Here is a 24469-nt window from a genome sequence, read left to right on the forward strand (position 1 = left end):
GTTTATGCAGATGCGGAATCGTACATAATGAGTCGTACAAACCCCAGTTTCCGGAGGAAACGTTGATGAAAATCGAGGTCGAGAACATCAAATGTGGCGGCTGCGCCAGCTCCATCCGCAAGGGCCTGATGCAGGTCGAAGGCGTCACTGAAGCCGAGGTCGATGTGGAAGGCGGCGCCGTGGAAGTCCATGCCCCGGATAGCGCCCGCGAAGCGGTCGCGGCGAAGCTGGCCAGCATGGGCTACCCCGAGGTGGGCTCGGTCTCCGGTCTGCGTTCCGCCAGCGCCAAGGCCAAGTCCTTCGCCAGCTGCGCCGTGGGGCGCATGAGCGGCGACTAGCCGGCAACGGACGGCATGCGTGCAGTCTCGCGTATCGCGCCCGCCCTCGTGGCGGGCGCGGCTTTGCTGGGGGTCCTGCTGCTGTGGGGCGCGACCCAGGCCGAGTCCGGCCTGCCCGTCACCGAGCTCACGGTCGGCGAGCGGACGCTTAGCGTGGAGATCGCCGCCGACGAGCCCGCCCGCCGGCAGGGCCTGATGCACCGCGAGGAACTGGCCGACGACCAGGGGATGCTGTTCGTCTGGGATCGACCGGCTCGCTACGCGATGTGGATGCGCAACACCTACATCCCGCTGGACGTCGCGTTTATCGACACCGACTACCGCATCACCAGCATCGAGACCATGGAGCCACAGACCACCACCCTGCACGAAGCCAAACGCGACGTGCTCTATGCGCTGGAGGTCAACGCGGGCTGGTTCGCGGAAAACGATGTCAGCGCCGGCGACCGGATCGACGATCTCCCGCGCGCACTGGGCAAGAAATAGCTCAAATCTCACACTGATGCGCCCACCGCGTGCTTTCCCTACACTGTCCGACAAGCCCATCCGCGCGCGGACACGCCCGTGAACCCTCCCGCCACCGCCAGTGCCACGCCCGGCGCACCCAGTGAAACCCGGGCCGCCCCGCACCCCTCGGAACTCGACTGGTTCCGCGGGGCGGTGCCGTATATCGCCGCGCACCGGGGTCGAACCATGGTCATCGCCCTGGCCGGCGAGGCTGCGCTGGCACCGGAATTCCCGGAGCTGATGCGCGATATCGCCAAACTGCACGCGCTCGGTGTGCGTGTGGTGCTGGTCTATGGCGTGCGCCCCCAGATCGAGGCCCGACTGGCCGAGAGCGGCCTGACGCCGCAGTACGCGGAGGGCCTGCGAGTCACCGACGCGCCGGCGCTGGAGGCGGTACTGGATGCAGTCGGCCGGCTGCGCCTGCAGATCGAGGGCCTGCTGTCGCGCAGCCTGGGGCAGCCGGGCACCGGCAATGCACGGCTGCGCGTGGCCAGCGGCAATTTCGTCACCGCGCGCCCGCTTGGCGTGCGTGGCGGCGTGGACTTTCACTACACCGGCGAGGTGCGCGGGGTCGATACCGAGGCCCTGCGCAACCTGCTGGACCAGGATCAGGTGGCGCTGGTTTCGCCGCTGGGGTACTCGCCCACCGGCGAGGTGTTCAACCTCTCCGGCGAGGACGTGGCAACCCAGGTCGCGATCGCCCTGAACGCGGACAAGCTGATCTTCCTGACCGAGGCGGGGGTCCTGCGCGATCCACAACACGGGGTCCTGGGCCAGCTGACCGTGCCCGCCGCGGAACGGCTCCTGGCGGAATCGGACGATCTGCCGGAGGAGCTGGCCAATCACCTCAAGAGCGCGATCGATGCCTGCCGCCAGCGCGAGATGCGCGTCCACCTGGTGGACCGCCATGACGATGGCGGGCTGCTGATCGAGCTGTTCACCCGCCAGGGGATCGGCACGCTGGTCTCGCGCGAACCGCTGGAGCGGCTGCGTCAGGCAACGATCGACGATGTCGGCGGTATCCATGCCCTGCTGCAGCCGCTGGAGGCCGAGGGCATCCTGGTCCATCGTGCACGCGAGCACCTGGAGCTGGAAATCGAGCGCTTCCAGGTGCTGGATGTCGACGGTCTGATCATCGGCACCGCCGCGCTGTATCCGTTTGGCGAACAAGCGGCGGAGATCGCCTGCCTGGCTCTGCACGCCGACTATCGCGGCAGCGGACGGGGCGACCGCCTGCTGGCGGCCATGGAGTCACTGGCGCGGGAACAGGGCGCACGGCAGCTGTTCGTGCTGACGACCCGCACCGCGCAGTGGTTCCAGGAGCGCGGCTACACGACCGGAAAGGTCGACGATCTGCCGCCCGAGCGGCGCGCGCACTACAACCAGGCGCGAAACTCCCGGGTCTACACGAAACGGCTCCAGCCCTGACCCCGGCCGCCCGCCGCAACCGCGCCATCAGCGCCGGCGGCGGGTGACCTCCTCCCGCGAATCCCCCTCGGTCTCTGGGCGGCGATTGATCGGATAGCTGTCGGCGGGCCCGACGAATGGCTGGATCAGCATGCGATCGAGCCGCTCCCAGGCGGGGTCGCGGAACTGGTTCAGCCCAATCGTCATCCCGTCATGCCCGTCCTGCGGCTGCGCGCGGTAGGTCCCCATGATCCGGTCCCAGAGCGAGAGGTTGAATCCGAAGTTCGAGTTGGTCTCGTGCGGATACCAGGAATGGTGGACGCGGTGGAAGTCCGGCGTGACGATGAACCAGCGCAGCACCCGGTCCACCGCGGCCGGCATGCGCACGTTGGAGTGGTTGAACAGGGCCAGCGAGCTGAGGATCACCTCGAAGATCAGCACCGCCAGTGCCGGGGCGCCGATTGCGACCACCACCATGGCCTTGATACCGAACGACAGCACAATTTCCAGCGGGTGGAAGCGCAGGCCGGTGGTCACGTCGAAGTCGAGATCCGCATGGTGCATGCGGTGCAGCCGCCACAGCGACGGGACGGCATGAAACATCACGTGCTGGGCCCAGATCGCGAAATCGAGGACCACGACCGCGATCAGCACGACCAGCCAGAAGGGCAGGTCCAGCATCTGCAGCAGCCCCCAGCCCTGGGTCTCGACGAACAGCCCCAGGCCCACCAGCCCCGCCGGGAACAGGAACCGGGTCAGCAGCGTGCCGGTAATCACCACGCCCCAGTTATTCGACCAGCGATAGGCCTTGCCCACCGACAGGGGACGTCGCGGCCCCAGGATCTCCCAGGTCGCCATGATCGCCAGAACGGACAGCAGGATGCCGACCCGAATGATCGGCTCCTGCGCCAGAAACCAGTCCGCCATGTGTGTGCCCTGCGTTCGCTTCAGGCGCGGTCGCGCCCCTGCCTACTGACCGAAGCGCGCCTCGTTGCGTTCATGGGCCTCCTGGGCCGCCACGCTCAGGGTCGCGATCGGACGAGCCTCCAGGCGAGCGATACCGATCGGTTCGCCGGTCTCCTCGCAGTAGCCGTACTCGCCCAGATCAATACGCGCCAGGGCCGCATCGATCTTGTTCAGCAGCTTGCGGTAGCGATCGCGCGTGCGCAGCTCCAGCCCGGCATCGGCCTCGTGAGTCGCGCGGTCGTTGGGGTCCGGTTCCTGCCAGCTCTCGGTGCGCAGGTGCTCGAGCGTCTGCTCGGACTCCTCGATCAGTTCCGCACGCCAGGCCTCGAGCTTGGCGCGAAAGTAGTCCAGCTGACGCGGATTCATGTAGGGTTCGTCCTCGGACGGACGATACCCGGACTCCAGGATAGTTTCGGCTTCTTGGCTCATATCGGCCCCTCGCCGGACCGCCTTCCGACCCCATGTCGGAACGGACCCGGCACGACGACAGGTACACCCGATCCAGTATAGGGCACTTCCCCACGCGGACGGCAAACGCCGCGCAACAATCGCAGGACTTCATGGGAACCCATGCACACCATGAGCACCACGCAGCGCCTGATCCAGATCAGTGACACCCACCTGGGCCGCGTGCCCGGGCCGATCCGGGCCGGCTATCCGGACAGCGACACCCAGCTGGAACGAATCCTCGGCGCCCTGCCCCGGGAGCCGGCGGCGGATGCCCTGCTCCTGAGCGGCGATCTGGCCGAGGATCCGGAACCAGCGACCTATGCTCGGCTGGCGCGACTGCTGGGCAGCCGGCGCGAACCGATGCTCGCACTCGCCGGCAACCACGACGATTGCCAGACCCTGCGCACCGCCCTGGAGCCCGAGACCTGTCAAGTCCATGGCGAGAGGATGCTGGGGCCCTGGAAGCTGATCGGCCTGGATTCCAGCACACCCGGCGAGGCGGCCGGGCGTCTGGACGCGTCAGAGTGCGAGCGCCTGGAGAAAAGCCTGTCGGCCGATCCGGACCGCCCTACCGTCGTCGCCCTGCACCATCCGCCAGTGGCCATTGGCAGTGTCTGGATGGATCGCCTGGGGCTGCTGGATCCGGACGCGCTGTTCGCGGTGCTCGACCGCCATCCGCAGGTGCGCGCCTGCCTGTTTGGTCACATCCACCAGGACTTCCGGGCCCGGCGGGGTGCGATCGAGTTCCTCGGAAGCCCGTCGACCTGCGTGCAGTTCACGCCGGGCTCCGAAGAGTTCGCCGTGGATGCGGCCCTGGACGCCGGCTACCGCATTCTGGATCTGCACCCGGATGGGCGATTCGATACGCAGGTGGTCCGCGTACCGGGGACCCGCATCGCCATGGAACCTTCGGCATGAATACGCCAGACGCCCGCGCCCAGTCCTTGCAGCACTGGCTGGACACCCTGCCCGGGGCGTTCGAGGACCTGCGCCTGCTGCGGGCGGATGCGAGCTTTCGCCGCTATTTCCGAGCCCGTCGGGACGGGGTGTCGGTCGTGATCATGGACGCCCCGCCCGAACGCGAGGCAACCGAGCCCTTCGTACGAATCGCCCGGCTGCTGGAGGGTCTGGGGCTGCGACCGCCCCGGGTACTGGAACACGAGCCCGACTCGGGCTTTGTGCTGCTGGAGGACCTGGGGGACCGCACCTTCACCCGGGCCCTGGCCGAGGGGGCGAACGAATGGCCGCTGTACCAGCGCGCCCTGGATACGCTCGCCACGCTGCATCAGCGCTGGCCCGAGCAAGGCCGCGCTGATCACATCCCCCCCTATGACCGCGAGCGCCTGCTGGCAGAGACGGCCCTGTACGCGGACTGGTACTGGCCGCGGCTGCGGGGTCACGCCATGCCGGAGGCCATGCGTGCGGAGTTCGACGCCGCCTGGCACCAGGTGCTGGAGGCCCTGCCAGGTCTCCCGGACGCCCTGGTGCTACGCGATTTCCATGTCGACAATCTGATGCTGCCTCCCGGCGACGAGCAGGCCTGCGCGCTGCTGGACTTTCAGGATGCGGTGATCGGCAGTCCCGCCTATGACGTGGTCTCGCTGCTGGAAGACGCTCGCCGCGAGGTCTCGGCCGACACGGTCGCCCGCGGGCTCGAACACTACCTGGCGAACGCGGACATGCCCCGCGCGTCGTTCATGGCGCACTATCACGTGCTGGGCGTGCAGCGCACGGTGAAGATCCTGGGCATCTTCGTGCGCCTGGCCGAACGCGACGGCAAGCCCCGCTATCTGGAGCACCTGCCGCGCCTGCACCGACTGCTGGAACAGGGCCTGCGCCACCCCGAACTGGGGCCGGTCGCCCGCTGGTTCGCTGCCCATGCGGCCAGGGAGCACGCCTGATGCGCGCGATGATCCTGGCCGCCGGACGCGGCGAGCGCATGCGCCCGCTGACCGACCATTGCCCGAAGCCACTGCTCCCGGTCGCCGGACGCCCGCTGATCGCCTACACCCTGGAACGCCTGGCCCGGGCCGGCTACCGCACGGTGGTGATCAACACCGCACACCTGGGCGCACAGATCCGCGAGGCGCTGGGGGCCGAGTACGCAGGCACGCGACTGTTGTACTCCGAGGAACCGGAGGGGGCGCTGGAAACCGCGGGGGGCATCCGCCAGGCCCTGCCGCTGCTGGGCGACGGGCCGTTTCTGGTGGTCAATGGCGACGTCTGGTGTGAGCACCCGCTCCACCCTCCCGCCCAACAGCCGCTCGCGGAAAGCGGCCCGCTTGCGCACCTGGTGCTGGTGGACAACCCGCCGCACCATCCGCAGGGCGACTTTCGACTGTCCGGCGGGCGGGTATCGCTGGATACCGGCACGCCGCTGACCTTCAGCGGCATCGGCTGGTATCACCCCGCGCTGTTCGCTGGCCTGCCCGAAGGGCGCCGCCCGCTGGGACCCTTATTGCGCGAGGCCATCGGCGGCGGGCGGGTGAGCGGAGAGCGCTACAGGGGGGACTGGCGCGACATCGGCACCCCCGAACGCCTCGCGACGCTGGAGGCGGACATCGACCGAAGTCGGGATCACGGCTTGATGTAGGTGTAGCCCGCGCGCTGCAGCCGCGTCAGCTCGCCAATGCCCGAGGACACACGGTCCTTGGGCTCGGCATCATGCAGATCGTCCAGCTCGATCCCGCGCTTGTCCAGGGTGTTGCCGCAGACGAGGAACCGCACATCCTGCATCTTCAGGGTGTCCACAGTACTGCGAAGGTCGGGGTCGTCCTTGGCGTGCTGCAGCAGACTGACCCCGCCACCGTGCATCACGACCTTGATCTCCAGACGATCCACCGTACTGCCGTCGATATGGTTCTGCAGGTTGCGCAGGGCATTGAGGTGCAAGGCCGGATCATCGGCATTGATGTGATAGACCACCTGCAGTGTGTCGTCGGCATCAGCGGTCTCGCCGCCGTCTCGCTCGAACGAGAACAGGGCCCAGGTGACCCCCAGCGACAGTACGAAAAGCGCCCCGGCCAGGAACCAGCCGGGGCGCGCGAGAAACGAGAGGGGGTTCATCGCCAGGCCGAACCCTCGGGATGACCTGCGACTGGCGCGATCATACCTTGATGTAGATCCAGCCTTCGGCCTGACGGCGCGCGGCCTCGGCTACGCCGGAATCGATCCGTTCGGCCTGCGGGAGGATGTCCACCGTGCCGCCCTCCTCGCGGGCCAGACGATCGAGGGTCTGGGTGCAGGCCGTGAAACGCAGGCTCGCATACTCCTGGCTGAGCGCCGCAACCCGCTCGGGATACGGAGCCCGGTCCGTGCGCAGGAAATCCATCGCGTTGTTGTGCACCACGACCTGCACGTTCAGCTCGCGACCATCGGCCGCCGCGTCGCGGTACATCGCCTCGATGTCGTCCAGCAGCTCGGCCATGGATTTCGGGTCGGCCTCGTTGATATGCAGCAGGATCTGGTCAGTCTCGGTCGCCGCGACGACCTGCGGCGCGGAGCCATCGGCCTGATCGCTACCGGCAATCAGCGCCGTCTCGCCGGCATCACCACCAATCAAGGCGGTTGGTTCGCCACTCCCGAGGAATCCGGCGTCGCGCGTAATCTCGTAACCCGCCAGGGACCCCAGCACGAGCGCCACCACCCCGGCCGCCATCGACGGGAACCAGTGGGTACGTGATGATCGGGAGATACGACAGCGTCCGCCGCCTGACTGGGCCGTGGGAAGGTCCTCGTAGGCCATGCCCACCAGCTCCTTGAGCTGGTGCATATCGCAGACCTCTCGGCTCAGGCGCTCGCTGGAGGAGATCAGCTTCAGTGTATTGAGGCGATCCTCGGGCGAGAATTCGCCATCGACGAACGCATTGAGAATCTCCTCGCTGGGGCGATCCTGCGCATTGAGACGGTGTTCAGCCATGCCGATTCCTCACTACCTGAAGATGGGGTCCATCAGCCGCTTGCCCCTGGTCGGCCTGCTGTTCCAACAGCACCTTTTTCAGTTGCGCCCGAGCCCGGCTCAGGCGGCTCATTACGGTCCCGATCGGCACATCCAGCACCTCCGAGACCTCTGCGTATGCGAACCCCTCCAGGTCCACGAGCGACACCACCTGTCGGTGATCCGCGCTCAACTGCGCCATCGCACGGTGGACATCCGACACCATCCGGTTGCGTTCGGTCTGCATCTCCGGACAGTCCTCGCAGGGCAGCTCCATGCTGTCCACGTCCACCGTATCCTTCTGCCGCCGTCCCCAGTCCCGGTAGCAGTTGGTCATGATGCGGAACACCCAGGCCTTCAGGGCGCTCTCGTCCTGCAGCGATTTCAGCCGGGTCAGGGCCTTCATCATCGCTTCCTGCACCAGGTCGTCGGCCAAAGCGGCGTCGTGACACCAGGCAAAGGCCATGCGGTACATTTGCGGTCGAAGGTCACAGACCTTCTGGCGCAACCGCCTCTGTGCGAACCAGGTCGCCATGTTGTATTTCCTCCATCCGCAGGGCCGTACGTGCGGCCTTGCTTGTTCTTGTACCTTGTAGGACGCTACCCCACGCAGCGCTATTCCGGTCCAGGCCCTTCTCTTTGTGGCCTGCGTCCCGAATCCCCAGCCTCAGGATACCCAATGCCCTTCGATCCGCAACAACTGGAAGCCTCCTTTGCATTCGACCCGGAGACCACCCGTGACCTGCGCGAGCGCTGGTCACGTCTGATCACGGATGCCGTCTGGGGCGACCTGAAGACCGGGACGATCGGGGCAGTACCCCGCCTGCGCAAGCGCCTGCTGGAGCTGGGCGAGAACCTGCGGTCGCTGTTGTCCGACCGCGCCTGGATTCCGCACGAGCGCGAACGCGTGAAGGGGGCGATGGCGGCCGCGCTCAACCTGCGCGACAGCCTGCAGCAGACCGACCGGGCGGCGAAGCTGCTGAACGGAGGCGAGGATTTCGCGGCCTTCGAGGCCGACTACCTGGCCTTTCGCAAGGCGCTACTGACCTTCCTCGAACAGCACGAACAGGTCTGGGGTGATCTCCTGGAAAGCCTCTACGACGACGCGCCGGACGAGGACTGACTTTGGGCCAGGAGATCGCCGACGAGCACTTCAACGCACAGGACTACGAGCGTTTTCGCGCCGCCCTGGGTCGCGAGACGGCGCTGCTGCACGAATGGCTGGAACAGCAGACGGATGGCCCCGAAGTCCCGCCACGACTCGGGTTCGAGATCGAGGCCTGGCTTTGCGATGCGGCCGGACGCCCCCTGCCGGTCAACCAGGGGGTCCTCGAATCGATGGACAGCCCCCTGGCAACGCTGGAACTCGCCCAGTTCAACCTCGAGCTCAATTCGTCGGTCTTCCAGGTAGGCCCCGGATGCTTTGCGGCGATCCTCTCGGAGCTGAACGAGACCCTGCGCCAGGCACGCCGCGCCGCACGCCACCATCAGGCCGAGCTGCTGATGGCCGGCACGCTCCCAACCATCCAGCCGGGGGACCTCGGCCTGCACCACATGTCGCCCCAGGCGCGCTACCGCGCACTGAACACGGCGGTGCTGGAACAACGTGCACAACGGCCGCTCAAGCTCGACATCGTCGGGCGCGAACATCTGCAGCACGCCCACCGCGACGTGATGCTGGAGGCCCTGGCCACCTCGTTCCAGGTCCACACGGAGACCCGTCCAGCAGTCGCCCACCGCGCCTACAACGCCAGCCTGGTGGCCAGCGCCCCGGTACTGGCCGCAGCCGGCAATACCCCGTTTGTGTTCGGCCATGATCTGTGGTGCGAGAGCCGCATCCCGGTGTTCGAACAATCGGTCGAGGTGGGTGGCTTTGCCGACAGCGCGCGCGGCCCGATCCGACGCGTGACCTTTGGCACGGGGTACCTGCATCACTCGATCGGCGAACTCTTTACCGAGAATCTGGAGCACTTTCCGGTGCTGTTGCCGGCCAGGCTCGATGCCCCGTCGCGGGAGCTGCGCCATCTGGCCCTGCACAACGGGACGATCTGGCGCTGGACGCGCCCCATCGTGGGCGTCGACGACCGCGGCCACCGCAACCTGCGGCTGGAGTTCCGCTGTCTGCCGGCCGGGCCCACGCTGATCGACATGCTGGCGAACACGGCGTTCGCGATGGGACTGACCGAACACCTGATCCACGAATCGCCCGACGGCACGCTGGGCACACCCTTCTCGGAGGCACGCGACAACTTCTACAATGCCGCGCGCTACGGGCTGGATGCCAGACTGCGCTGGGGACACGCGGAGCCGGAGCCGGCCCCCCGGCTGATTCGGCGGCACCTGCTGCCGCGGGCCGCCGCGGGACTCGAGCGTCTGGGCGTGGACCCCGCCGAGGCCAACAGCCTGCTCGGAATTATCGCGGCGCGCACGGCCACGCGGCAGACCGGGACCCAGTGGCAGCGCGACTGGGTCGAGCGTCATGGTCGGGACTGGTCCGGCCTCGTGCGCGCCTATCGCGGCTGGCAAAACACCGGCTCGCCGGTCCACACCTGGGGACTCTGATTCGACCCATGACCCAAGACCTTCCCGAACTCCACGAACTGCCTGATGGCTTTCTCGACGCCACCCCGCAGAACCTGCACGAGTGCGTACCGGAGCCCACCCTGATCCACCTGGAGGGGCAACGCAGCCCGGCGGTCGCGGTCGTCCTTCTGCTGCACGGCAACGAGCCCGTGGGCCTGCAGGCGGTCCAGCAGCTGCTGCGACACTACACCGGGAAGCCCCTGCCACGGGCACTGACGCTGATCATCGGCAACCCGCGCGCCGCGGCCGTCAGCCAGCGCCATCTCGACGAGCAACCGGACTTCAATCGCATCTGGCCCGGTACCGAGCAGGCGGGATCGCCGGAGGCCGAGCGCTTCGCCGAGGTCTGTCGCCGCCTGGAACAGCGCGGGCTGTTCGCCGCGGTCGATTTGCACAACAACACCGGGCGCAACCCACATTACGCCTGCATCAACCGCCTGGACCCGGCCTTCATGAACCTGGCGGCGCTGTTCGGGCGCACAGTGGTTTACTTCACGCGCCCGCGCGGCGTCGCCTCGATGGCCCTGGCGCGTATCGCCCCCTCGGTGACGCTGGAATGTGGCCCGCCGAATGACGAGTCAGGCATCCAGCACGCCTTCGAGATGCTCGACGCCGTGCTGCACCTGGATCACTTTCCGGAGCATCCGCCACGCGCCGGCGATATCGAGATCTTCCACACCGTGGCCCAGGTGCGCGTACGACCCGGGCTGCAGGCCGGGCTGGACGCCCAGCACGATGTCCGGCTCGAACCCGACCTGGACCGCCTGAACTTCCAGTTGCTCCCGGCCCGCTCGACACTGGTGCATATCCGCCCCGAGGTCGACAGCCCGCTGGTCGCGATTGCCGAGGACGGAAGCGAGGTGACCGCTCAATATCTGGAGACGCATGGCGACGAGATCCAGCTCAAGCGCGCGGCGATGCCGTCGATGCTGACGCTGGATTCACGGGTAATCGCACAGGATTGCCTGTGCTACCTGATGGAGCCCCTGGCCCTGCCTTGACGAGCGCTCTGCCCCTGACGCCTCAGGGGCAGCCCCAACATTCTTACTTCTTGCTGCTGGTCCGGCGCTTGGTCGCAGTCGTACCGGTCTTGCCGTCGTTCAGGCTGATGATCTGCGTCTTGCTGGTGCGGTGGCGGTAGATTTCGCGCAGATAGCGAATCGCCTGCTTGACGTTCTCTCGACTCAGCCGGATGTCATTGATCGAGACGAAGCTCTGCTCGTCGCTGCACATCTCGCGATATTTTTTCTCGTACATCGGTTTGATCGCGTACCAATTGGTATCAAGGATGCGCGTCGGGTTCTCGAACTCGTTGAGCATGTCGTCCACGCGCTGTTCGTCGAATTCCTCGGCCCGGATCAGGTCCAGAACCGCATGGTCGAGGGTGTCATCGAAGCGGGTCTTGTCATTGGCGAAGCAGCGCTTGATGTAGGCAACGAACAGGGTCAGGAAGTCGTCCGACAGGCAGGGGCTCTTCACCACCAGGGTGGTCAGCGACAGGTTGGCCGAGGCCCCGATGACCAGGGCGTAGCGCTTGAGCGTGGTGTTCGGGAACAGCCCGTTCAGGTGCGTCTTCAGCCGGTTCAGGTCCATGTAGGACAGCTTGTAGTCCTTGGGCAGCGACAGGATCGTGACGATAGACGAGCAGTTCTTGAAGAAGTGCAGGTCGCGCAGATGGACCGCGTCCATGCTCGACTCCTTGTATTTCTTCAAGGCCTCGCGGTAGCGCGGGGCATCGATCGGCAGCAGGCTGATGCCCTCGATCGCCTCGGTCTGCTTGTTGAAATGCGGCAGATCGATGGAGCGATAAAACAGGTCATCGATATCCAGCGAACCCTGCCCGACCGGGGCCTGCTCGCCGGTCGCCACCTCGGACTCCGCGTAGGCCACGGCCACCGGCCCCGCCAGGCTCATGAAGAGATCGTTCGCATCCAGGCGGATCGTCTCGCCGATGTCGACCCCCGCACGGCGGAAGTAGTCTTCATCGTAGTCCGTGGTGACCGCCTGCGCGGTCAGGATGTTGAAGATCTGCTGGGAGATGTACTGGTTGGCGTACTTCTCCATGGCGTTGACATCGACGTTGCGGATATTGCCGTCGTCGGTCTCCTCCGCGTAGCGCATGATGTCGTTGGAGATCAGCATCATCGCGTTCCAGGGGCGGATGCGATGCATCATGTCCTCGTCGCGGGTCTCCTCGGCCTCGAAGTTGTAGGAGAAATCCCATTCCTCCGCGAGATACTTGCACAGCAGGCGCCCGGCATTGATGTGCAGCGCCTCGGACATCTCCACCCGGTTGTCCTGGATGTTCGGCAGGATGCAGATACCGGCGGCAAAGATCGGCTCGAACACGAACGAGTGGTCGCGGTTGGCCTTGTCGCGCTTTTCCAGCTTCGGGTCGAAGGTCTTGCGCATGTAGGAGTACTGTTGCGCCAGCCCGAATTCCGAGGCCATGCCGGAGCCCGTACCGCCGCCGGCGCTGAAGATGTAGAAGTACAGCCGCGACTGGTTGGCCTTGATCCCGCAGGAATCGATCAGATAGGAGTGGATGAACTTCCAGTCCTCGTTGGAGAACTGATCGGTGTCCTTGTTCAGGATGATGCGCGCCAGGTACTGGCCCAGGATCGGCGCGTTACCGGCCCCGCCGGCATGCACCTCGGACAGATCCATGATCTTCATCTTGTTGTAGTTATCGATGAAGTTGTCCTGCCCTGCACGACTGGAGAAGCGGATGCGCCCCTCGATGTCCTTGTCGAGATCGCCCAGCATCACCATCGGCTCGATCAGGAATACCGGCTTCACCGCATTGGACGGCGGCAGGTTCAGGCTCTTGCGAATCCAGCGCAGCGGCCGCATCTCCTTCTCGCGGCCACCATTTTCTTCGTTGTCCAGCTCGCGCATGTATTCCGAGCGCGCGCTGTGAACCAGCGCCGCCACATCGAGGGCGACGTTGGAGCCGCACCGGCCAACACCGATCAGGCACACGGACGGGAAGCACTGCTGCTTGTGTTCGTCGGCGGCGCTCCCCTTGGTCAGTCGCGGGAATACCGTGCTGCGCAGGTGATCGAGATTTTCGAGGATCCGGTCGAGGTCGCGCTCGGTAAAGTAGTGCGGTTCTGCGCGATCCTGGGTGGTGCGCATCGACGCGCGACTGGCACCCGCGGCCGGCATGGCCATGCGCGGCCGCGACGGTGGCGCCACGACCCCTTCAGTCAGGACGTTGTCCGCATCCTCGGGCGGGTTCTCCGGCGTGGTATCGCTGGGGTTGGACGTGGACATGCCTGTACTCCTGTATGAATCGCCAAAAATGAGCGCTGGTTCCTTGCGCCTCGCACTAAAGCATGGCGAGGGCGGGGTTTCAACCAGACAGGAGGCACGGGCCGACCGGCCACGTATGGCGGAGTATCACGCGATGCAGAAGCGTTCGACGGGCCGGCGGGTCGTCATACTAAAGACGGACGACACGGGGAAGCATCGTCTTGGAAAACTCAGCCGTCGCGCTCGACGCGCTCGAGCACCTGGGAGACATGATCACCCTTGCGGTAATTCGGCAGATCACGCTGCATGTCGGCCAGGGCCTTTTCGCGCGCCTGCTCGCTGTCATACCAGCGATAGGACTCCCAGTCGGGCCCCAGCAGGTGCGGCATGGCCATGGTGCTGCCTTCCGGCAGGCGGATGCGGATTCCGTAACGTTTCATGGAGTTCGTCCGATGTTGGTCCCAATGAGCCGGGACGGCCGGGGCGCAGTCTAGCCGAGCCCTGAAAGACCAGCAACAAACCGGCGCAGCCCCCCCAGAACAAAAAAGGGGCTGCAGAAGCAGCCCCTTTCGGGAAGACGGTGGTGGCTACGCCCTGATTCGAACAGGGGACCCCATCATTATGAGTGATGTGCTCTAACCAGCTGAGCTACGTAGCCACGCGGGTTGCGAATTCTCCGGAGCTGCCCACCCAAAGTCAAGTAGATGCGCGAAGCGGGTCAGATCTGCAGGCGCTCCACCACCCGTCCGTTCTTCAGGTGCTCCTCGAGGATCTCGTCGATATCGTGCTCGTCGTGATAGGTGTACCAGACACCCTCGGGATACACGACGGCGATCGGGCCCTCGTTGCAACGGTCCAGGCAGCCGGCGGTATTGACCCGCACCTGCCCCTTGCCGTGGATCCCCATCGCCTTGGCGCGATCCTTCGCGTAGGCGCGCATCTCGGTCGCCCCGTGGTCCTCGCAGCAGTTGCCGTCTTCGCGGCAATTGGTGCAGAAGAAGATGTGGCGTTCGTAGTAGCCCATCGTGTGCTCCGTCATTCGATCAGCGCATCATAGCGCGGGGTGCGAAAGATCCGGTTACTGGAAGCGATAGACCAGACTCACGTCGGTAATGGTGTCGGTATTCTCGGTACCCGGCTCGACATCGGTGTTGTGCTTGACCGTGAAGCTGGTGCGCAGTGCCAGCCGGCTGGTCATGTCTGCGGTGAGCGAGAGGATGTTTTCAATCTCGGTGTTGTCCGAACCATAAAGGATCAGGAGTTCGTCGGTCAGGCGCGCATTCTCGGAGAAGTCCCAGCGAAAGTTGCCGCCAAAGCGTGCCACGGGTTCGCGTTCGGTGCTGCCCTCGATGCGCTGCTTGTACTGCCGCATACCGCCACCCACTTCGGCGTCCAGCTTGACGGTCTCGCGATCCACCAGCCGGCGACCGTAACCGCCAGTCAGCGAGCTCTGGTACACATAACTGCTGAACCGGTCACGCTCGTAGCGTGCAGCACCGAACAGGTAATCGTGTTCGCCCAACTTGCGATCCAGCTGGTAACTGCCGACATAGCGCTGCCCGGTCGTGTCGTCGTCTTCCTCGTGGTAGTACCCGTCCAGGCGCAGCCGATTGCGCCATTCTTCCGCCGTGTGCTGCGAGCGGAAGCGGGCATTGGCCGTAGTCGACTCGGTGTTCCCTGTGGTCTTGGATGCCCCGAGCTCGATACTGGTCTCCCAGCCCTCGGCATCCCAGGCGATGGCGGGCAGGGCTGGTATGCTCACCAGCATGAACAGGGCAAGCGAGGAACGAACAGGGTGGGCAAAACGCAGCATGAAACCTCTCCCGGGACAGAGTAATGGGGACGAAACCCTAGCAAAGCCCCTCGGTGCGTCGGACCAACCGCCCCGGTTTCAGGGTCTTTCCGCGGCTGACCAGTGCGTCCACTGCGGGCTGTGCCTGCCGCACTGCCCCACCTATGCCTGGCACCGAGTCGAAGGGGACTCTCCGCGCGGGCGCCTGACCCTGATGCAGGGGCTGGCCCAGGGCCGACTGGAGCCGCAGGCGCCCCGCCTGCGCGAACACCTGGAGGGTTGTCTCGGTTGCCGCAGCTGCGAGGCCGTCTGCCCGGCACGCGTACCGTTCGGCGCATTGATGGATCGCGCACACGAGATCCTGGAGGAAAACCCGCAGGAGGACCGCCCCGCCACCGCCCGTTGGCGCCAGTCCCTGCAGGCCTCGGCTCTGCGCCACGAGTCACTGCGCGCCCTCGGTGGCATGGCCGCCCGCATCGCCCAGAAGACCGGGGTGCAGCGCTGCCTGCGCCCCGGACAGCGGTTGTGGCGCACCCTGGACCATACCCGTGCCTCGCTCGCCCCGGCGCCGCGACTGGCGGACACCGTGGCCCCGGAACACGCGGATGCCCTGCTGTTTACCGGTTGCATGGATCGTTTCTTTACCGGACCGGACCTGGAGGCCGCGCTCGCCGTACTGAACGCGCTGGGGTTCCGGGTCGCGGTACCACGCGACCAGGTTTGCTGCGGGGCACTGGAACAGCATGGTGGGCGGCCACAGGCCGCGCGCGCCCTGCAACAGCGAAACGCAGAGGCCCTGGCCGGCGAGATGCCCGTGATCGCGCTGGACAGCGGTTGCGAGGCCACGCTGCGGGAAACCCCCGAGGGCAGTCAGGGGGAGCGCAGCATGAGCCTGACCCGGTTCCTGAGCGACCACATCAAGGCCGAGCCCGCGCCTCCGACCTGGCGCGACAGCCCAGTACGCGTCGCGCTGCACCTGCCCTGCACCCTGCGCAACGTGACGCACGAGACCCGCGATCTGACCGCACTGCTACAACGGCTGCCAGGCGTCACCCTGACGGACGTGTCCGGTGCCCCGAACTGCTGTGGTGCGGGTGGCACCGCGATGCTTGCGCTTCCGGAGATGTCCGACGGGCTGGGCGCGGCCACGCTGGATGCGCTGACCGCCGATGCCCCGGATGTGATCGTGAGCGCAAACGTCGGTTGCAGCGTCCACCTGCGTGCCCTGGCGGACGACTGCGGGGGCCCGCCAATCCTCTCGCCGGCCCGCTTTCTCGCCAGTCGGCTCGGCTCCGGCCCCTCCCGGACCTGACGGCCGCAATCGCTTGCGTTACGCTTTAGTTATTCCCTGCGAAACGGGCACCACCATGCGCAAACTCAGCCCCCTGGATCACCTGATCGGCCAGGCCGATGCCTTCGTCAAGGTCGTGGCCGGCCACGCCCGCTCCACCGGCCGTCCGTCGCCCGGGGGCGACGACTGGCCGCACCTGGAAGAGGAAGACCGCCAGCTGTCGACGCGCCTGATGCGGGTCAACCATGCCGGCGAGCTTGCCGCCCAGGGTCTGTACCAGGGGCAGATGCTGACCGCGCGCAATCCACAGATCCGCGAACACCTGGACCAGGCCTCACGCGAGGAAGGCGACCACCTGCACTGGTGCGCGCAGCGTGTGCACGAACTGGGCGGCCACACCAGCCTGCTGGGGCCGTTCTGGTATATCGGATCATTCGGGCTCGGCGCCGTGGCGGGCCTGGCGGGGGATGCCTGGAGCCTGGGCTTTATCGACGAGACCGAGCGTCAGGTCGAGCGCCACCTGGACCGTCACCTGGAGCGCTTGCCGAAGAGCGACGAGACCTCCGCCCGTATCCTCGAGCAGATGAAGCAGGACGAGGTGGAACACGGGGCGCATGCGATGGCGCTGGGCGGCAAGCCACCCCCCTGGCCGGTACGCAACGTGCTGATGCCGCTCACCTCGACCGTGATGACACGCACCGCCTACTGGATCTGAGACCTGCCCCGGAGGACCGGGGCTATTCGTCGGCCGGGATGTCGCAGCGGTTGGGCAGATCGAAGTGCTCGATGCCCTCGAGGATACCGCGCGCATAGGTCGCGTCAGCAAAGAAGATGCGCTGGAATCCGCGCAGCCCTTCCAGCTCCGGCTGGTGATTCCCGACCACGACCCCGAGCAGCCGCCCACGCAGCATATCCTCGTCGTTACCGGAGTCCCCGGCCACCAGCACATGTTCGAGCGGGATGCCCCACTTGTCAGACAGGTAGCGCACCGCGAGCCCCTTGGAGGCGCGCACCGGAAGCAGATCCAAGTAGCGCTTGTGCGAATAGATCACGCGCGCGTGCAGGTCTTCGCGGTACAAGCGGGTCTCGATGCTCTCGGCATCCAGCTCCCCCGGAGGATCGACGAAGAAACTCACCTTGAACGCCCGCTGGTCCTCCTTGGGCTGCAGCTCCAGCCCGGGCACCTTCAGCAGGCACTCGCGCAGGCGGTCGGGCTCCCAGCGGTGGCTGATGTGCCGTGCCCAGCCGCGATCCTCGGTCCGCTCCGCCCCGTAGTGGATCTCGCTGCCCACCGAGGTAATCCAGACGTCCGGCGCGGGCACCCCGTGCTCTTCCAGCACGGCCGCGGCGGAATCCAGCCGCCGGCCCGTGGCCACACCGAATACCACCTGCTTGCGGTGGCGTTTGAGCCAGGCGACAAAGGCCCGCGTGGCCTTGTCGTTGCCCAGCAGGGTGTTGTCGATGTCCGTGATCACGGCACGGTCGGCCTTGGCCAGCCGACCGGAGGTCGAGCGCTGTTCGCGCCGTGTCTGGCGCACCTCCTTGCTGAGCGCCTTGACCAACCTCACGTACTTCTCGGCATGTCCGTCCCAGGAGTAGTGCTGGCGCACGCCCTTCAGGCCCGCGCGCGAATAGCGCTGCCAGCGCGGGCGGTCCGCGAGGATGCCCTGGATCGCATCGGCGATCCCTTCCGGGTCCAGCGGGTCGACCAGCAACCCGTTGTGGCAGCGCGAGATGATCTCTTCGGGCCCCCCGTCATTGGTGGCGACGATCGGGGCCCCGCTGGCCGCGGCCTCGATCAGGGTCAGGCCAAACGGCTCGGTCAGCGCTGGATTGACGAACACCCCCTTGCTGGACGCGACCAGGCGGTAGAGGTCCGGCACGTCCTCGGGGCTGTGGTGCTTCGGGTAGGCCACACGGCCGTAGAGGTCGTGGCGGTCGATGCGCAGCAGCAGGTCCTTTAGTACGTCGCGCGCACCCTTGTCGAGGTCGCGGATGTCATCGCGATTGCCGGCCACGATCACCAGATTGGCGTTCTCCCGCAGCCACTCGTTGCCGGCGTAGGCCTCGACCAGGGCGCGGATGTTCTTGCGCTCGTCGGCCCTGGAGAGCGCCATGATCAGCGGGCGATCCGGCTTTTGCAGAAACCGCCGGATCTCGGGCCAGATCGGCGGCTTGCGCTGGCCGCGTTTGGGCGGGTAGAAGCGTTCGAGGTCGGTCCCGGGTGGGATCACCTCCATGCGTTCGGGCTGGTAGTTGTCGTAGGTCGCGTACTGCTCGCCAATCTCCTGGCGAGTGCTGGCAATCACCCGATGGGAATGGGCCAGGGCCTCTTCCTCGGCGTGGATGCGGGTGGCGATGTTATAGCGCGACTCGATGTCGTCGTCGGACATCCCGCCCTCGCGCAGACGCTCGCGCTTGACCCGACCCAGGGAATGCCCGGTCTGGAGCATCGGCGCGCCCAGCAGGTTGGACAGGCGCACCGCCACATGCCCGGCATCGGCGTAGTGCCCGTGAATCACGTCCGGGCGCAGCCCCACCTCGCGGATATGCCCGAGGGCGTTGTCGGCGAAGCAGTCGAGATAGGGCCAGAGCTTTTCCTTGCGCAGGTAGCGTTTGGGTCCGCAATCCAGACGCACAATAAAGGCGCCGTCGCCGAGTGGCTCCTCGCGTTCGGCGTAGTCGTCCGCGACCCGGCTGTCGACAATGCGCCGTGTGAGCAGATCGACCCGCCCCACCTGCGGGTGTCGCGCCAGCGCGCGCGCCAGCTCGACTACGTACAGCGTCTGCCCACCGGTGTCGGCGTCGCGCCCCAGCTCCAGATCCCGCCCCCGCATCAAGCCGTGGACACTGATCAGGACGAGGTACAGGCCCTCCCCATCACGGGCCTTGCTCTGGGTCTTTTTCATGGACGCACATGCCTCATGGCAATTCGGGTTCGGGGCTGTCGAACAGGCTCATGGTATCGGGGTTGTCGAGCAGGGCCTGTGAAACCAGGACGGCGGTAGCCGACCAGGTCTGCTGATAGTTGGCGCGCCGACCGATCAACCGGCCGTGACGGCCGTCGTAATACTCCGGCCAGTCGTCGCGATGCAGCCGTTCGGCCGCCACTGCATGCACGCTGCGCGCGAGATCCGGGCGCCCGACCCGCAGCGCGGCACCGGTAAACGCCCACAGCAACGCCGGCCAGTTGCCACCATTGTGGTAGGACCATGGCGTGTTCTTGGGGTCGGAGCCGGTCAGCAGGCGCCATTCCTCGCCGCTCATCGCCGGGTAGCAGATCTTCACCGGCATGGTCCCGATCAGGTCCTCGAAGCGCTGCTCGAAGGTCTGCATGATCGAGCGCGACTGGCGCTCGTCGGCCAGCCCGAACAGAACCGCCAGCAGATTGCCGAAGCTGAAGAAGCGAAAATCCATCCGCCCCGGCCCCAGGTTGCCGACCAGATACCCGCTCTCCGAGGGCAGCCAGTCCACCAGCCAGTCAGGGATGCTCTCGGGATAGATGTTCAGCGCATTCTCCGACTCGTGGCCGAAGTGCTCGGTACGGTAGCGGTGGATGTGGTTCAGTCGCTCGAGATCCAGCCAGTAGTAGTGGCGGATGTAATCGGACAGTTGCCGGGTACGGATCGCGGACTGCTCGCAGAGCTGCTCGGAGTCGGTATCGCAGGGTTCCAGCATCGCCAAGGAGGCCTTCAGCATGCCGTAGAACAGCGCCTGAATCTCCAGCGGGTGGCCGAACACGCCCATGCGCCGGTCGATCATGAAGCTGCCGTCCGGCACCAGCAGGGTCGGGAAGACCTCGAAGCGGTCCTGCAGACAGATACTGAGGATCAACCGGATGCCGCGCTGCACATCCTGGCTTTTGATGAAGTCGTGATCTCCGGTGCGGTTCTGATAGGCGCGCAGCAGCAGCACCCACCACATCATCGAATCCACCGGGGCCACGCGGCCGATCGCGCGATCGCCGAAATCGGCCGCCAGCCCCTCGCGACCGTTCTCGTCGGTGAACACGCGAAAGCTCGCCGGCATCACGCGCGGCAGACGGCGGTGACCCTCGATTTCTTCCTGGGTATCGCGGATTTGCAGGATCAGCGACAGGAAGTCGCGCACCACCTCGGGCTCGTCGTTCAGCAGGTAGACGAGCCCGGAGGGCACGAAATCGCGGATAAAGCAGTCCGCGTAGTTGTCCGCAGGCGCGCGGGCATCCAGGCTGGCGACGGTCCCCACCGTACGGCCTTGATAGCGCACCTCGGCATCACGAAGAAGCTGGAAGGCGGACTCCAGCGTCGGGTTTCGGGCATCGGGCGGAAGCTGGTTCATACCCTTGAGTCTAAGGGAGACACGGGTCGGATGTGCACCGCCCCAGAGAAACCACGGTTCAGGCCTCCGGATGCACGGGCATGGGCGGCTCGGCGGCCGGACGGGCGAACAGGTATCCCTGGCAGTAGTCGACCTGGTCCTTGAGCCAGCGCCACTCCTCCACCGTCTCGATGCCCTCGGCGACGGTCTGGATCTCGAGCTCGCGCGCCAGTTCGGTGATCTTGCCGAGAATCTTCTGCTGATAGATATCACCGTCGATGCCACTGACCAGCTGGCGGTCGATCTTCACGTAGTCCGGGCGCAGCTGCGAAAGCATGTTCAGCGAGGCATAACCCGCGCCGAGATCGTCGAGTGCCACCTGGAAACCGGCACGGCGATAGCGATCGACGATGCGCGAGAGGTGATCGACATCGGTCACGTAGTCGCTCTCGATCACCTCGAACACGAAACCGCTCGGACCATCCCCGTCCGGACGCGACAGGATCTCGCGCACCGTCGTCTCCAGACAGAACGCCGGGTCGTAGATCGCCGTGGGGTTGAAGTTGATGAACAGCCGACTCCCGATCCCGCGTTCGGTGGCGCGGCGAATTGCGTTGATCCGCGCCGAGCGGTCGAGATGGAACAGCAGCTCGGCCGCCCGCGCCGTCTTGAACAACTCATTCGGCGGGATCACGTCGCCGGCGGGCGTGCGGGCACGCACCAGCGCCTCGTAGGCGAACACCTCTTCGGGCTGGGCGGCGTGCACGATCGGCTGGAAATGAAAGTCCAGCGAGTCGTTCGCGAGGATCGCCGCCAGATCGCGGGCGTTGTGGCGAGCGATCAGCGTGGACAGCAGGTGGGTGTCCTGCAGATGGGCGAGGCTGAAGGTCTCGTCGCCCGGGACGAAGGTCGCCCGACAACCGGACTGTTCCGCACCGCTCAAGGCCTGCTCCAAGCGCACCAGGGTGTCACCCAGCCCCCCGTTATTGTCGACCGGCATTGCAAGAATGCCGGAGACGGGTTCGCTGCAGGGGAGTTGTTCCTCCACCATGCGGCTGCGCAAGACTGCGCGGGTATGCGCCAGAACCGGCGCGAGATACAGGGTGCCGGATTCCGCCGGCAGGAGATCGATACGTTCGCAATCCGGGCAACTCACGACCACCTCCAGCGGTCCATCGTATCCAGTCGAGACCCTCCGGGCAGTGCTACGATCCCGGTCATTCTCGGTTTGTACGCACCATAGCACCACCCGGAGGCTGCAATGAATAACCCAGATCATCCCGACGACGACCTGCGCGCACGCCTGACACCCGAGCAGTACCGCATCGCCCGCGAAGGCGGGACCGAGCGCCCATTCACCGGGGCCTATCACGACCACAAGGCGGATGGCGTCTATCACTGCGTAGCCTGCGGTACCGCGCTGTTCGACTCCACCACCAAGTTCGATTCCGGCTCCGGATGGCCCAGCTATACGGCCCCTGCCGCGCCCGACGCCGTGAGCGAGTACCGCGACCGCTCGCTGGGCATGGAACGCACCGAGGTCCGCTGCGCGGGCTGCGACTCGCACCTGGGACACGTCTTCCCCGACGGCCCGCCCCCGACCGGACTGCGTTACTGCATCAACTCCGCCGTGCTCGATTTTCGCCCACGCGCCTGAGTACGTCGCCACTCCCGTGGAAAGGAATCCCGTGTCCTCTTCGATCACCCCGCGCGAACGCGTGAATGTCCTGCTGCTGGCCACGGCACAGGCCCTGTTTCTGATCGCCGCGGTCACCGTGATGACACTGAGCGGCGTGGTCGGGGAGCGCCTGGCCACGGACCCGGCCCTGGCCACCCTGCCGGTCGCCGCGATGATGGTCGGGACCCTGGTCACCACCCTGCCCGCCTCGCTGTTCATGAAGCGCTTCGGGCGGCGCACCGGCTTCCTGCTGGGCACCAGCGTGGGCGGGGTCGGTGGCGCCGCACTGGCGGCGGCCGGGGTCTTCGCGGAGGCCTTCTGGCTGTTCGTGCTCGGCAACCTGCTGCTGGGGGCCTACCAGGCGTTCGCGATGTACTACCGCTTTGCCGCCGCCGACGTGGCCAGCTCCGCCTTTCGCCCGCGAGCGATCTCACTGGTGATGGCCGGCGGGGTCGTGGCCGCCTTCCTCGGCCCGTGGAACGCCCACCATGCCCAGGCCCTGCTGCCGGACACGCCGGAGGCCGGACCCTACCTGGTCCTCGGCGCCCTGGCCCTGCTGGCGATGGCGCTGCTGGCCTGGCTGCGCGTGCCGGCGCCGCCGCCAGAGGAACGCGGGCCCGCCCGGCCGATGGCCGAGATCCTGCCGCAGGGTCGCTTCCTTGTGGCCCTGACCGCGGCCGCACTGGGCTATGCGGTCATGGTGCTGCTGATGACGGCGACCCCGCTGGCCATGCGCCAGGCGGACTTCGACATGGGTCAGGTCGCACTGGTGATGCAGTGGCACGTGCTGGGGATGTTCGCGCCTTCGTTTGTGACCGGCCACCTGATCACCCGCCTTGGGATCACACGCATCCTGGCGCTCGGCAATGCGCTGGTGCTGTTCAGCGTGGCGGTTGCCGCGCACGGGGAGACGCTGGGGCATTTCTGGCTGGCGCTGTTCCTGCTGGGGGTCGGCTGGAACTTCCTGTTCATTGGCGGCAGCACGCTGCTGACGACCACGCATACCGCCACCGAGAAGGGCAAGGTCCAGGGTGTGAACGACCTGACCATCTTCACGCTGGTCACGGCCGGCTCGCTGCTGGCTGGCGCACTGCTGCGACCACTGGGCTGGGACGGCCTGAACCTGGCCATGCTGCCGGTCGTCGCGCTGCTGACCATCGCCGTCGCCTGGCTCTGGTTCGACGACACCCGCGCCTCATCCGCCCCACGCGCCGAACCCTGATTTCCCGTTGCCGGGCCGCCTGTCTTGTTGTGGCTGGCTCTGGTTCGGCATCCGGTGTTTACGGTGGCTTCGGTCCGCCGCCTGCCATGCGCTGTCTCGCCAGCGCACCGCGCCCGTTGTTGATCAAAAACGGGCTTATTTGCTCGTGCAAAGAAGTATCCAAGAAACACGCCCGACTGCCGCGACCCCGGCCCGCTATGCGGGCCGGGGTTTCCCTCGCTCCGAGGCTTTTCGCGGGCGGCGCTGAAACTCGCTGCGCTGTCGCTTCGCTCAGACAGTCAGCGCCTCTCTTCCCGCGAAAACCCTCTCCACTCGGCGCGACGACAACGGGGGCTGAAGGTCTAAACAGCGGCGATCCCCATGTTCGTGCTTCTGGATGGAGGCTGGGTCTTCGGACATCTTCGGCACGCTCGGCCTACGGCCATAGCGTGCCGCGCCCGCAAGCGGGCGCCAAGGGTAGGATGCCGATGAGCGTAGCGAATCGCATCAGGGTTGCCCGGACGCTGGGATGGTGCGTTTCGCTGCGCTCAACCGCACCCTACGGCGTCGGAGTTGGGCGAAACGTTGGGGAATGGCTCTTGTTTTGACCTTATCCCCCCGTATGAAGCCCCTTGCGGAAGGGTCCTCGGGACGGACGATTCAAAATAGAAACGGGGGCGCTGACTGTCTGAGCGAAGCCAAAGGCGCAGCGAGTTTCAGCGCCGCCGGCCCGAGGGCCCTGGAGCAAGGTCCCCGGGCGGAATC

25 protein-coding genes and 1 tRNA gene are annotated in these 24469 nt (G+C 66.3%); 13 read left to right on the top strand and 13 right to left on the bottom strand.

What is annotated here, in order from left to right:
* Nucleotides 1–65: 65 nt before the first annotated feature.
* The 3 genes from F467_RS0100570 to argA all read left to right on the top strand — a co-directional run bounded on the left by F467_RS0100570 (nucleotide 66) and on the right by argA (nucleotide 2273).
* Nucleotides 66–338: a heavy-metal-associated domain-containing protein gene (locus F467_RS0100570; RefSeq protein WP_012983655.1), complete on the top strand. Its 273-nt coding sequence runs from the start codon at nucleotides 66–68 to the stop codon at nucleotides 336–338.
* A gap of 15 nt (nucleotides 339–353) precedes the next feature.
* Entirely contained in the window at nucleotides 354–824 is a 471-nt protein-coding gene (locus tag F467_RS0100575; RefSeq protein WP_018138917.1) for a DUF192 domain-containing protein, read from the top strand.
* 207 nt (nucleotides 825–1031) lie between these two features.
* Nucleotides 1032–2273 (top strand): amino-acid N-acetyltransferase, encoded by a 1242-nt coding sequence (gene argA / locus F467_RS0100580; protein ID WP_018138916.1) that lies wholly within the window; start codon nucleotides 1032–1034, stop codon nucleotides 2271–2273.
* Between the two features lie 27 nt (nucleotides 2274–2300).
* Here argA and F467_RS0100585 read toward each other — a convergent pair whose 3' ends face one another.
* A complete protein-coding gene (locus F467_RS0100585) occupies nucleotides 2301–3179 on the bottom strand; it encodes a sterol desaturase family protein (RefSeq protein ID WP_012983658.1) in 879 nt (292 codons plus the stop codon).
* A gap of 42 nt (nucleotides 3180–3221) precedes the next feature.
* Nucleotides 3222–3647, bottom strand: coding sequence for an RNA polymerase-binding protein DksA (gene dksA, locus F467_RS0100590; RefSeq protein ID WP_012983659.1), 426 nt, complete (start codon nucleotides 3645–3647; stop codon nucleotides 3222–3224).
* 141 nt (nucleotides 3648–3788) lie between these two features.
* Between dksA and F467_RS0100595 the strand changes: the two genes are divergently transcribed.
* From F467_RS0100595 to murU, 3 genes are read left to right on the top strand one after another with little or no spacing between them, the layout of a single operon-like run.
* Nucleotides 3789–4586: a phosphodiesterase gene (locus tag F467_RS0100595; protein WP_018138915.1), complete on the top strand. Its 798-nt coding sequence runs from the start codon at nucleotides 3789–3791 to the stop codon at nucleotides 4584–4586.
* Nucleotides 4583–5569 carry an aminoglycoside phosphotransferase family protein gene (locus F467_RS0100600; RefSeq protein ID WP_012983661.1) on the top strand — a complete coding sequence of 329 codons (987 nt, stop codon included), beginning with the start codon at nucleotides 4583–4585 and terminating at the stop codon, nucleotides 5567–5569. The genes F467_RS0100595 and F467_RS0100600 overlap by 4 nt, the downstream gene beginning before the upstream one ends.
* On the top strand, nucleotides 5569–6261 hold the full coding sequence (murU, locus tag F467_RS0100605) for an N-acetylmuramate alpha-1-phosphate uridylyltransferase MurU (RefSeq protein ID WP_012983662.1): 693 nt from the start codon (nucleotides 5569–5571) through the stop codon (nucleotides 6259–6261). The genes F467_RS0100600 and murU overlap by 1 nt, the downstream gene beginning before the upstream one ends.
* Here murU and F467_RS0100610 read toward each other — a convergent pair.
* Genes F467_RS0100610 through F467_RS0100620 form a run of 3 tightly spaced genes read right to left on the bottom strand, consistent with a single transcriptional unit; the run spans nucleotide 6246 to nucleotide 8140 of the window.
* Entirely contained in the window at nucleotides 6246–6734 is a 489-nt protein-coding gene (locus F467_RS0100610; protein ID WP_018138914.1) for a DsrE family protein, read from the bottom strand. The genes murU and F467_RS0100610 overlap by 16 nt on opposite strands.
* Before the next feature lie 40 nt (nucleotides 6735–6774).
* Nucleotides 6775–7587, bottom strand: coding sequence for a hypothetical protein (locus F467_RS0100615; protein ID WP_018138913.1), 813 nt, complete (start codon nucleotides 7585–7587; stop codon nucleotides 6775–6777).
* Nucleotides 7580–8140, bottom strand: a complete 561-nt coding sequence (locus F467_RS0100620; RefSeq protein WP_012983665.1) for an RNA polymerase sigma factor — start codon at nucleotides 8138–8140, stop codon at nucleotides 7580–7582. The genes F467_RS0100615 and F467_RS0100620 overlap by 8 nt, the downstream gene beginning before the upstream one ends.
* A gap of 144 nt (nucleotides 8141–8284) precedes the next feature.
* Here F467_RS0100620 and F467_RS0100625 point away from each other — a divergent pair, with 144 nt between their 5' ends.
* From F467_RS0100625 to F467_RS0100635, 3 genes are read left to right on the top strand one after another with little or no spacing between them, the layout of a single operon-like run.
* Entirely contained in the window at nucleotides 8285–8728 is a 444-nt protein-coding gene (locus tag F467_RS0100625) for a hypothetical protein (protein ID WP_012983666.1), read from the top strand.
* Between the two features lie 2 nt (nucleotides 8729–8730).
* Nucleotides 8731–10167, top strand: coding sequence for a glutamate--cysteine ligase GCS2 (locus F467_RS0100630; RefSeq protein ID WP_018138912.1), 1437 nt, complete (start codon nucleotides 8731–8733; stop codon nucleotides 10165–10167).
* An 8-nt stretch (nucleotides 10168–10175) separates the two neighbouring features.
* Nucleotides 10176–11189, top strand: coding sequence for a M14 family metallopeptidase (locus tag F467_RS0100635; RefSeq protein ID WP_018138911.1), 1014 nt, complete (start codon nucleotides 10176–10178; stop codon nucleotides 11187–11189).
* A 43-nt stretch (nucleotides 11190–11232) separates the two neighbouring features.
* Here the strand turns inward: F467_RS0100635 and F467_RS0100640 are convergent, their stop codons facing one another.
* The 5 genes from F467_RS0100640 to F467_RS0100660 all read right to left on the bottom strand — a co-directional run bounded on the left by F467_RS0100640 (nucleotide 11233) and on the right by F467_RS0100660 (nucleotide 15256).
* A complete protein-coding gene (locus F467_RS0100640) occupies nucleotides 11233–13464 on the bottom strand; it encodes a hypothetical protein (RefSeq protein ID WP_018138910.1) in 2232 nt (743 codons plus the stop codon).
* Between the two features lie 209 nt (nucleotides 13465–13673).
* Nucleotides 13674–13883 (bottom strand): hypothetical protein, encoded by a 210-nt coding sequence (locus F467_RS0100645; protein WP_018138909.1) that lies wholly within the window; start codon nucleotides 13881–13883, stop codon nucleotides 13674–13676.
* Between the two features lie 141 nt (nucleotides 13884–14024).
* A tRNA-Met gene (locus tag F467_RS0100650) sits at nucleotides 14025–14101 on the bottom strand.
* A 60-nt stretch (nucleotides 14102–14161) separates the two neighbouring features.
* Nucleotides 14162–14467 (bottom strand): ferredoxin, encoded by a 306-nt coding sequence (locus F467_RS0100655; protein ID WP_018138908.1) that lies wholly within the window; start codon nucleotides 14465–14467, stop codon nucleotides 14162–14164.
* A gap of 54 nt (nucleotides 14468–14521) precedes the next feature.
* Nucleotides 14522–15256 (bottom strand): YdiY family protein, encoded by a 735-nt coding sequence (locus tag F467_RS0100660; RefSeq protein ID WP_018138907.1) that lies wholly within the window; start codon nucleotides 15254–15256, stop codon nucleotides 14522–14524.
* Between F467_RS0100660 and F467_RS0100665 the strand changes: the two genes are divergently transcribed.
* Together F467_RS0100665 and coq7 are read left to right on the top strand one after the other, a co-directional pair.
* The gene (locus F467_RS0100665; RefSeq protein ID WP_081601209.1) at nucleotides 15255–16547 is read left to right on the top strand and encodes a (Fe-S)-binding protein; all 1293 of its coding nucleotides are present in this window, start codon (nucleotides 15255–15257) and stop codon (nucleotides 16545–16547) included. The genes F467_RS0100660 and F467_RS0100665 overlap by 2 nt on opposite strands.
* Before the next feature lie 55 nt (nucleotides 16548–16602).
* Complete coding sequence (coq7, locus tag F467_RS0100670; RefSeq protein WP_018138905.1) at nucleotides 16603–17241, top strand: 2-polyprenyl-3-methyl-6-methoxy-1,4-benzoquinone monooxygenase; 639 nt, start codon at nucleotides 16603–16605, stop codon at nucleotides 17239–17241.
* 22 nt (nucleotides 17242–17263) lie between these two features.
* Here the strand turns inward: coq7 and F467_RS0100675 are convergent, their stop codons facing one another.
* From F467_RS0100675 to F467_RS0100685, 3 genes are read right to left on the bottom strand one after another with little or no spacing between them, the layout of a single operon-like run.
* Nucleotides 17264–19435, bottom strand: a complete 2172-nt coding sequence (locus tag F467_RS0100675; RefSeq protein ID WP_018138904.1) for an HAD-IIB family hydrolase — start codon at nucleotides 19433–19435, stop codon at nucleotides 17264–17266.
* Between the two features lie 13 nt (nucleotides 19436–19448).
* Nucleotides 19449–20846, bottom strand: a complete 1398-nt coding sequence (locus tag F467_RS0100680; RefSeq protein WP_018138903.1) for a glycoside hydrolase 100 family protein — start codon at nucleotides 20844–20846, stop codon at nucleotides 19449–19451.
* A gap of 58 nt (nucleotides 20847–20904) precedes the next feature.
* Nucleotides 20905–21981 carry an EAL domain-containing protein gene (locus F467_RS0100685; RefSeq protein WP_018138902.1) on the bottom strand — a complete coding sequence of 359 codons (1077 nt, stop codon included), beginning with the start codon at nucleotides 21979–21981 and terminating at the stop codon, nucleotides 20905–20907.
* A gap of 105 nt (nucleotides 21982–22086) precedes the next feature.
* On the opposite strand from F467_RS0100685, the gene msrB reads away from it, so the two are divergent.
* Both msrB and F467_RS0100695 read left to right on the top strand, forming a co-directional pair.
* On the top strand, nucleotides 22087–22482 hold the full coding sequence (gene msrB, locus F467_RS0100690; RefSeq protein WP_018138901.1) for a peptide-methionine (R)-S-oxide reductase MsrB: 396 nt from the start codon (nucleotides 22087–22089) through the stop codon (nucleotides 22480–22482).
* A gap of 31 nt (nucleotides 22483–22513) precedes the next feature.
* On the top strand, nucleotides 22514–23725 hold the full coding sequence (locus F467_RS0100695) for an MFS transporter (RefSeq protein WP_018138900.1): 1212 nt from the start codon (nucleotides 22514–22516) through the stop codon (nucleotides 23723–23725).
* The last annotated feature ends 744 nt before the right edge of the window (nucleotides 23726–24469 follow it).

This window comes from Thioalkalivibrio sp. ALJ12 (genome assembly GCF_000378305.1).
Lineage (GTDB): Bacteria > Pseudomonadota > Gammaproteobacteria > Ectothiorhodospirales > Ectothiorhodospiraceae > Thioalkalivibrio.

Bases quoted from the DNA above. Each gene is read 5' to 3' on its own strand.
- F467_RS0100570 (WP_012983655.1), top strand. From the start codon at position 66: ATGAAAATCGAGGTCGAGAACATCAAATGTGGCGGCTGCGCCAGCTCC.
- F467_RS0100575 (WP_018138917.1), top strand. From the start codon at position 354: ATGCGTGCAGTCTCGCGTATCGCGCCCGCCCTCGTGGCGGGCGCGGCT.
- argA (WP_018138916.1), top strand. From the start codon at position 1,032: ATGGTCATCGCCCTGGCCGGCGAGGCTGCGCTGGCACCGGAATTCCCG.
- F467_RS0100585 (WP_012983658.1), bottom strand. From the start codon at position 3,179: ATGGCGGACTGGTTTCTGGCGCAGGAGCCGATCATTCGGGTCGGCATC.
- dksA (WP_012983659.1), bottom strand. From the start codon at position 3,647: ATGAGCCAAGAAGCCGAAACTATCCTGGAGTCCGGGTATCGTCCGTCC.
- F467_RS0100595 (WP_018138915.1), top strand. From the start codon at position 3,789: ATGCACACCATGAGCACCACGCAGCGCCTGATCCAGATCAGTGACACC.
- F467_RS0100600 (WP_012983661.1), top strand. From the start codon at position 4,583: ATGAATACGCCAGACGCCCGCGCCCAGTCCTTGCAGCACTGGCTGGAC.
- murU (WP_012983662.1), top strand. From the start codon at position 5,569: ATGCGCGCGATGATCCTGGCCGCCGGACGCGGCGAGCGCATGCGCCCG.
- F467_RS0100610 (WP_018138914.1), bottom strand. From the start codon at position 6,734: ATGAACCCCCTCTCGTTTCTCGCGCGCCCCGGCTGGTTCCTGGCCGGG.
- F467_RS0100615 (WP_018138913.1), bottom strand. From the start codon at position 7,587: ATGGCTGAACACCGTCTCAATGCGCAGGATCGCCCCAGCGAGGAGATT.
- F467_RS0100620 (WP_012983665.1), bottom strand. From the start codon at position 8,140: ATGGCGACCTGGTTCGCACAGAGGCGGTTGCGCCAGAAGGTCTGTGAC.
- F467_RS0100625 (WP_012983666.1), top strand. From the start codon at position 8,285: ATGCCCTTCGATCCGCAACAACTGGAAGCCTCCTTTGCATTCGACCCG.
- F467_RS0100635 (WP_018138911.1), top strand. From the start codon at position 10,176: ATGACCCAAGACCTTCCCGAACTCCACGAACTGCCTGATGGCTTTCTC.
- F467_RS0100640 (WP_018138910.1), bottom strand. From the start codon at position 13,464: ATGTCCACGTCCAACCCCAGCGATACCACGCCGGAGAACCCGCCCGAG.
- F467_RS0100645 (WP_018138909.1), bottom strand. From the start codon at position 13,883: ATGAAACGTTACGGAATCCGCATCCGCCTGCCGGAAGGCAGCACCATG.
- F467_RS0100655 (WP_018138908.1), bottom strand. From the start codon at position 14,467: ATGGGCTACTACGAACGCCACATCTTCTTCTGCACCAATTGCCGCGAA.
- F467_RS0100665 (WP_081601209.1), top strand. From the start codon at position 15,255: ATGAAACCTCTCCCGGGACAGAGTAATGGGGACGAAACCCTAGCAAAG.
- F467_RS0100660 (WP_018138907.1), bottom strand. From the start codon at position 15,256: ATGCTGCGTTTTGCCCACCCTGTTCGTTCCTCGCTTGCCCTGTTCATG.
- coq7 (WP_018138905.1), top strand. From the start codon at position 16,603: ATGCGCAAACTCAGCCCCCTGGATCACCTGATCGGCCAGGCCGATGCC.
- F467_RS0100675 (WP_018138904.1), bottom strand. From the start codon at position 19,435: ATGAAAAAGACCCAGAGCAAGGCCCGTGATGGGGAGGGCCTGTACCTC.
- F467_RS0100680 (WP_018138903.1), bottom strand. From the start codon at position 20,846: ATGAACCAGCTTCCGCCCGATGCCCGAAACCCGACGCTGGAGTCCGCC.
- msrB (WP_018138901.1), top strand. From the start codon at position 22,087: ATGAATAACCCAGATCATCCCGACGACGACCTGCGCGCACGCCTGACA.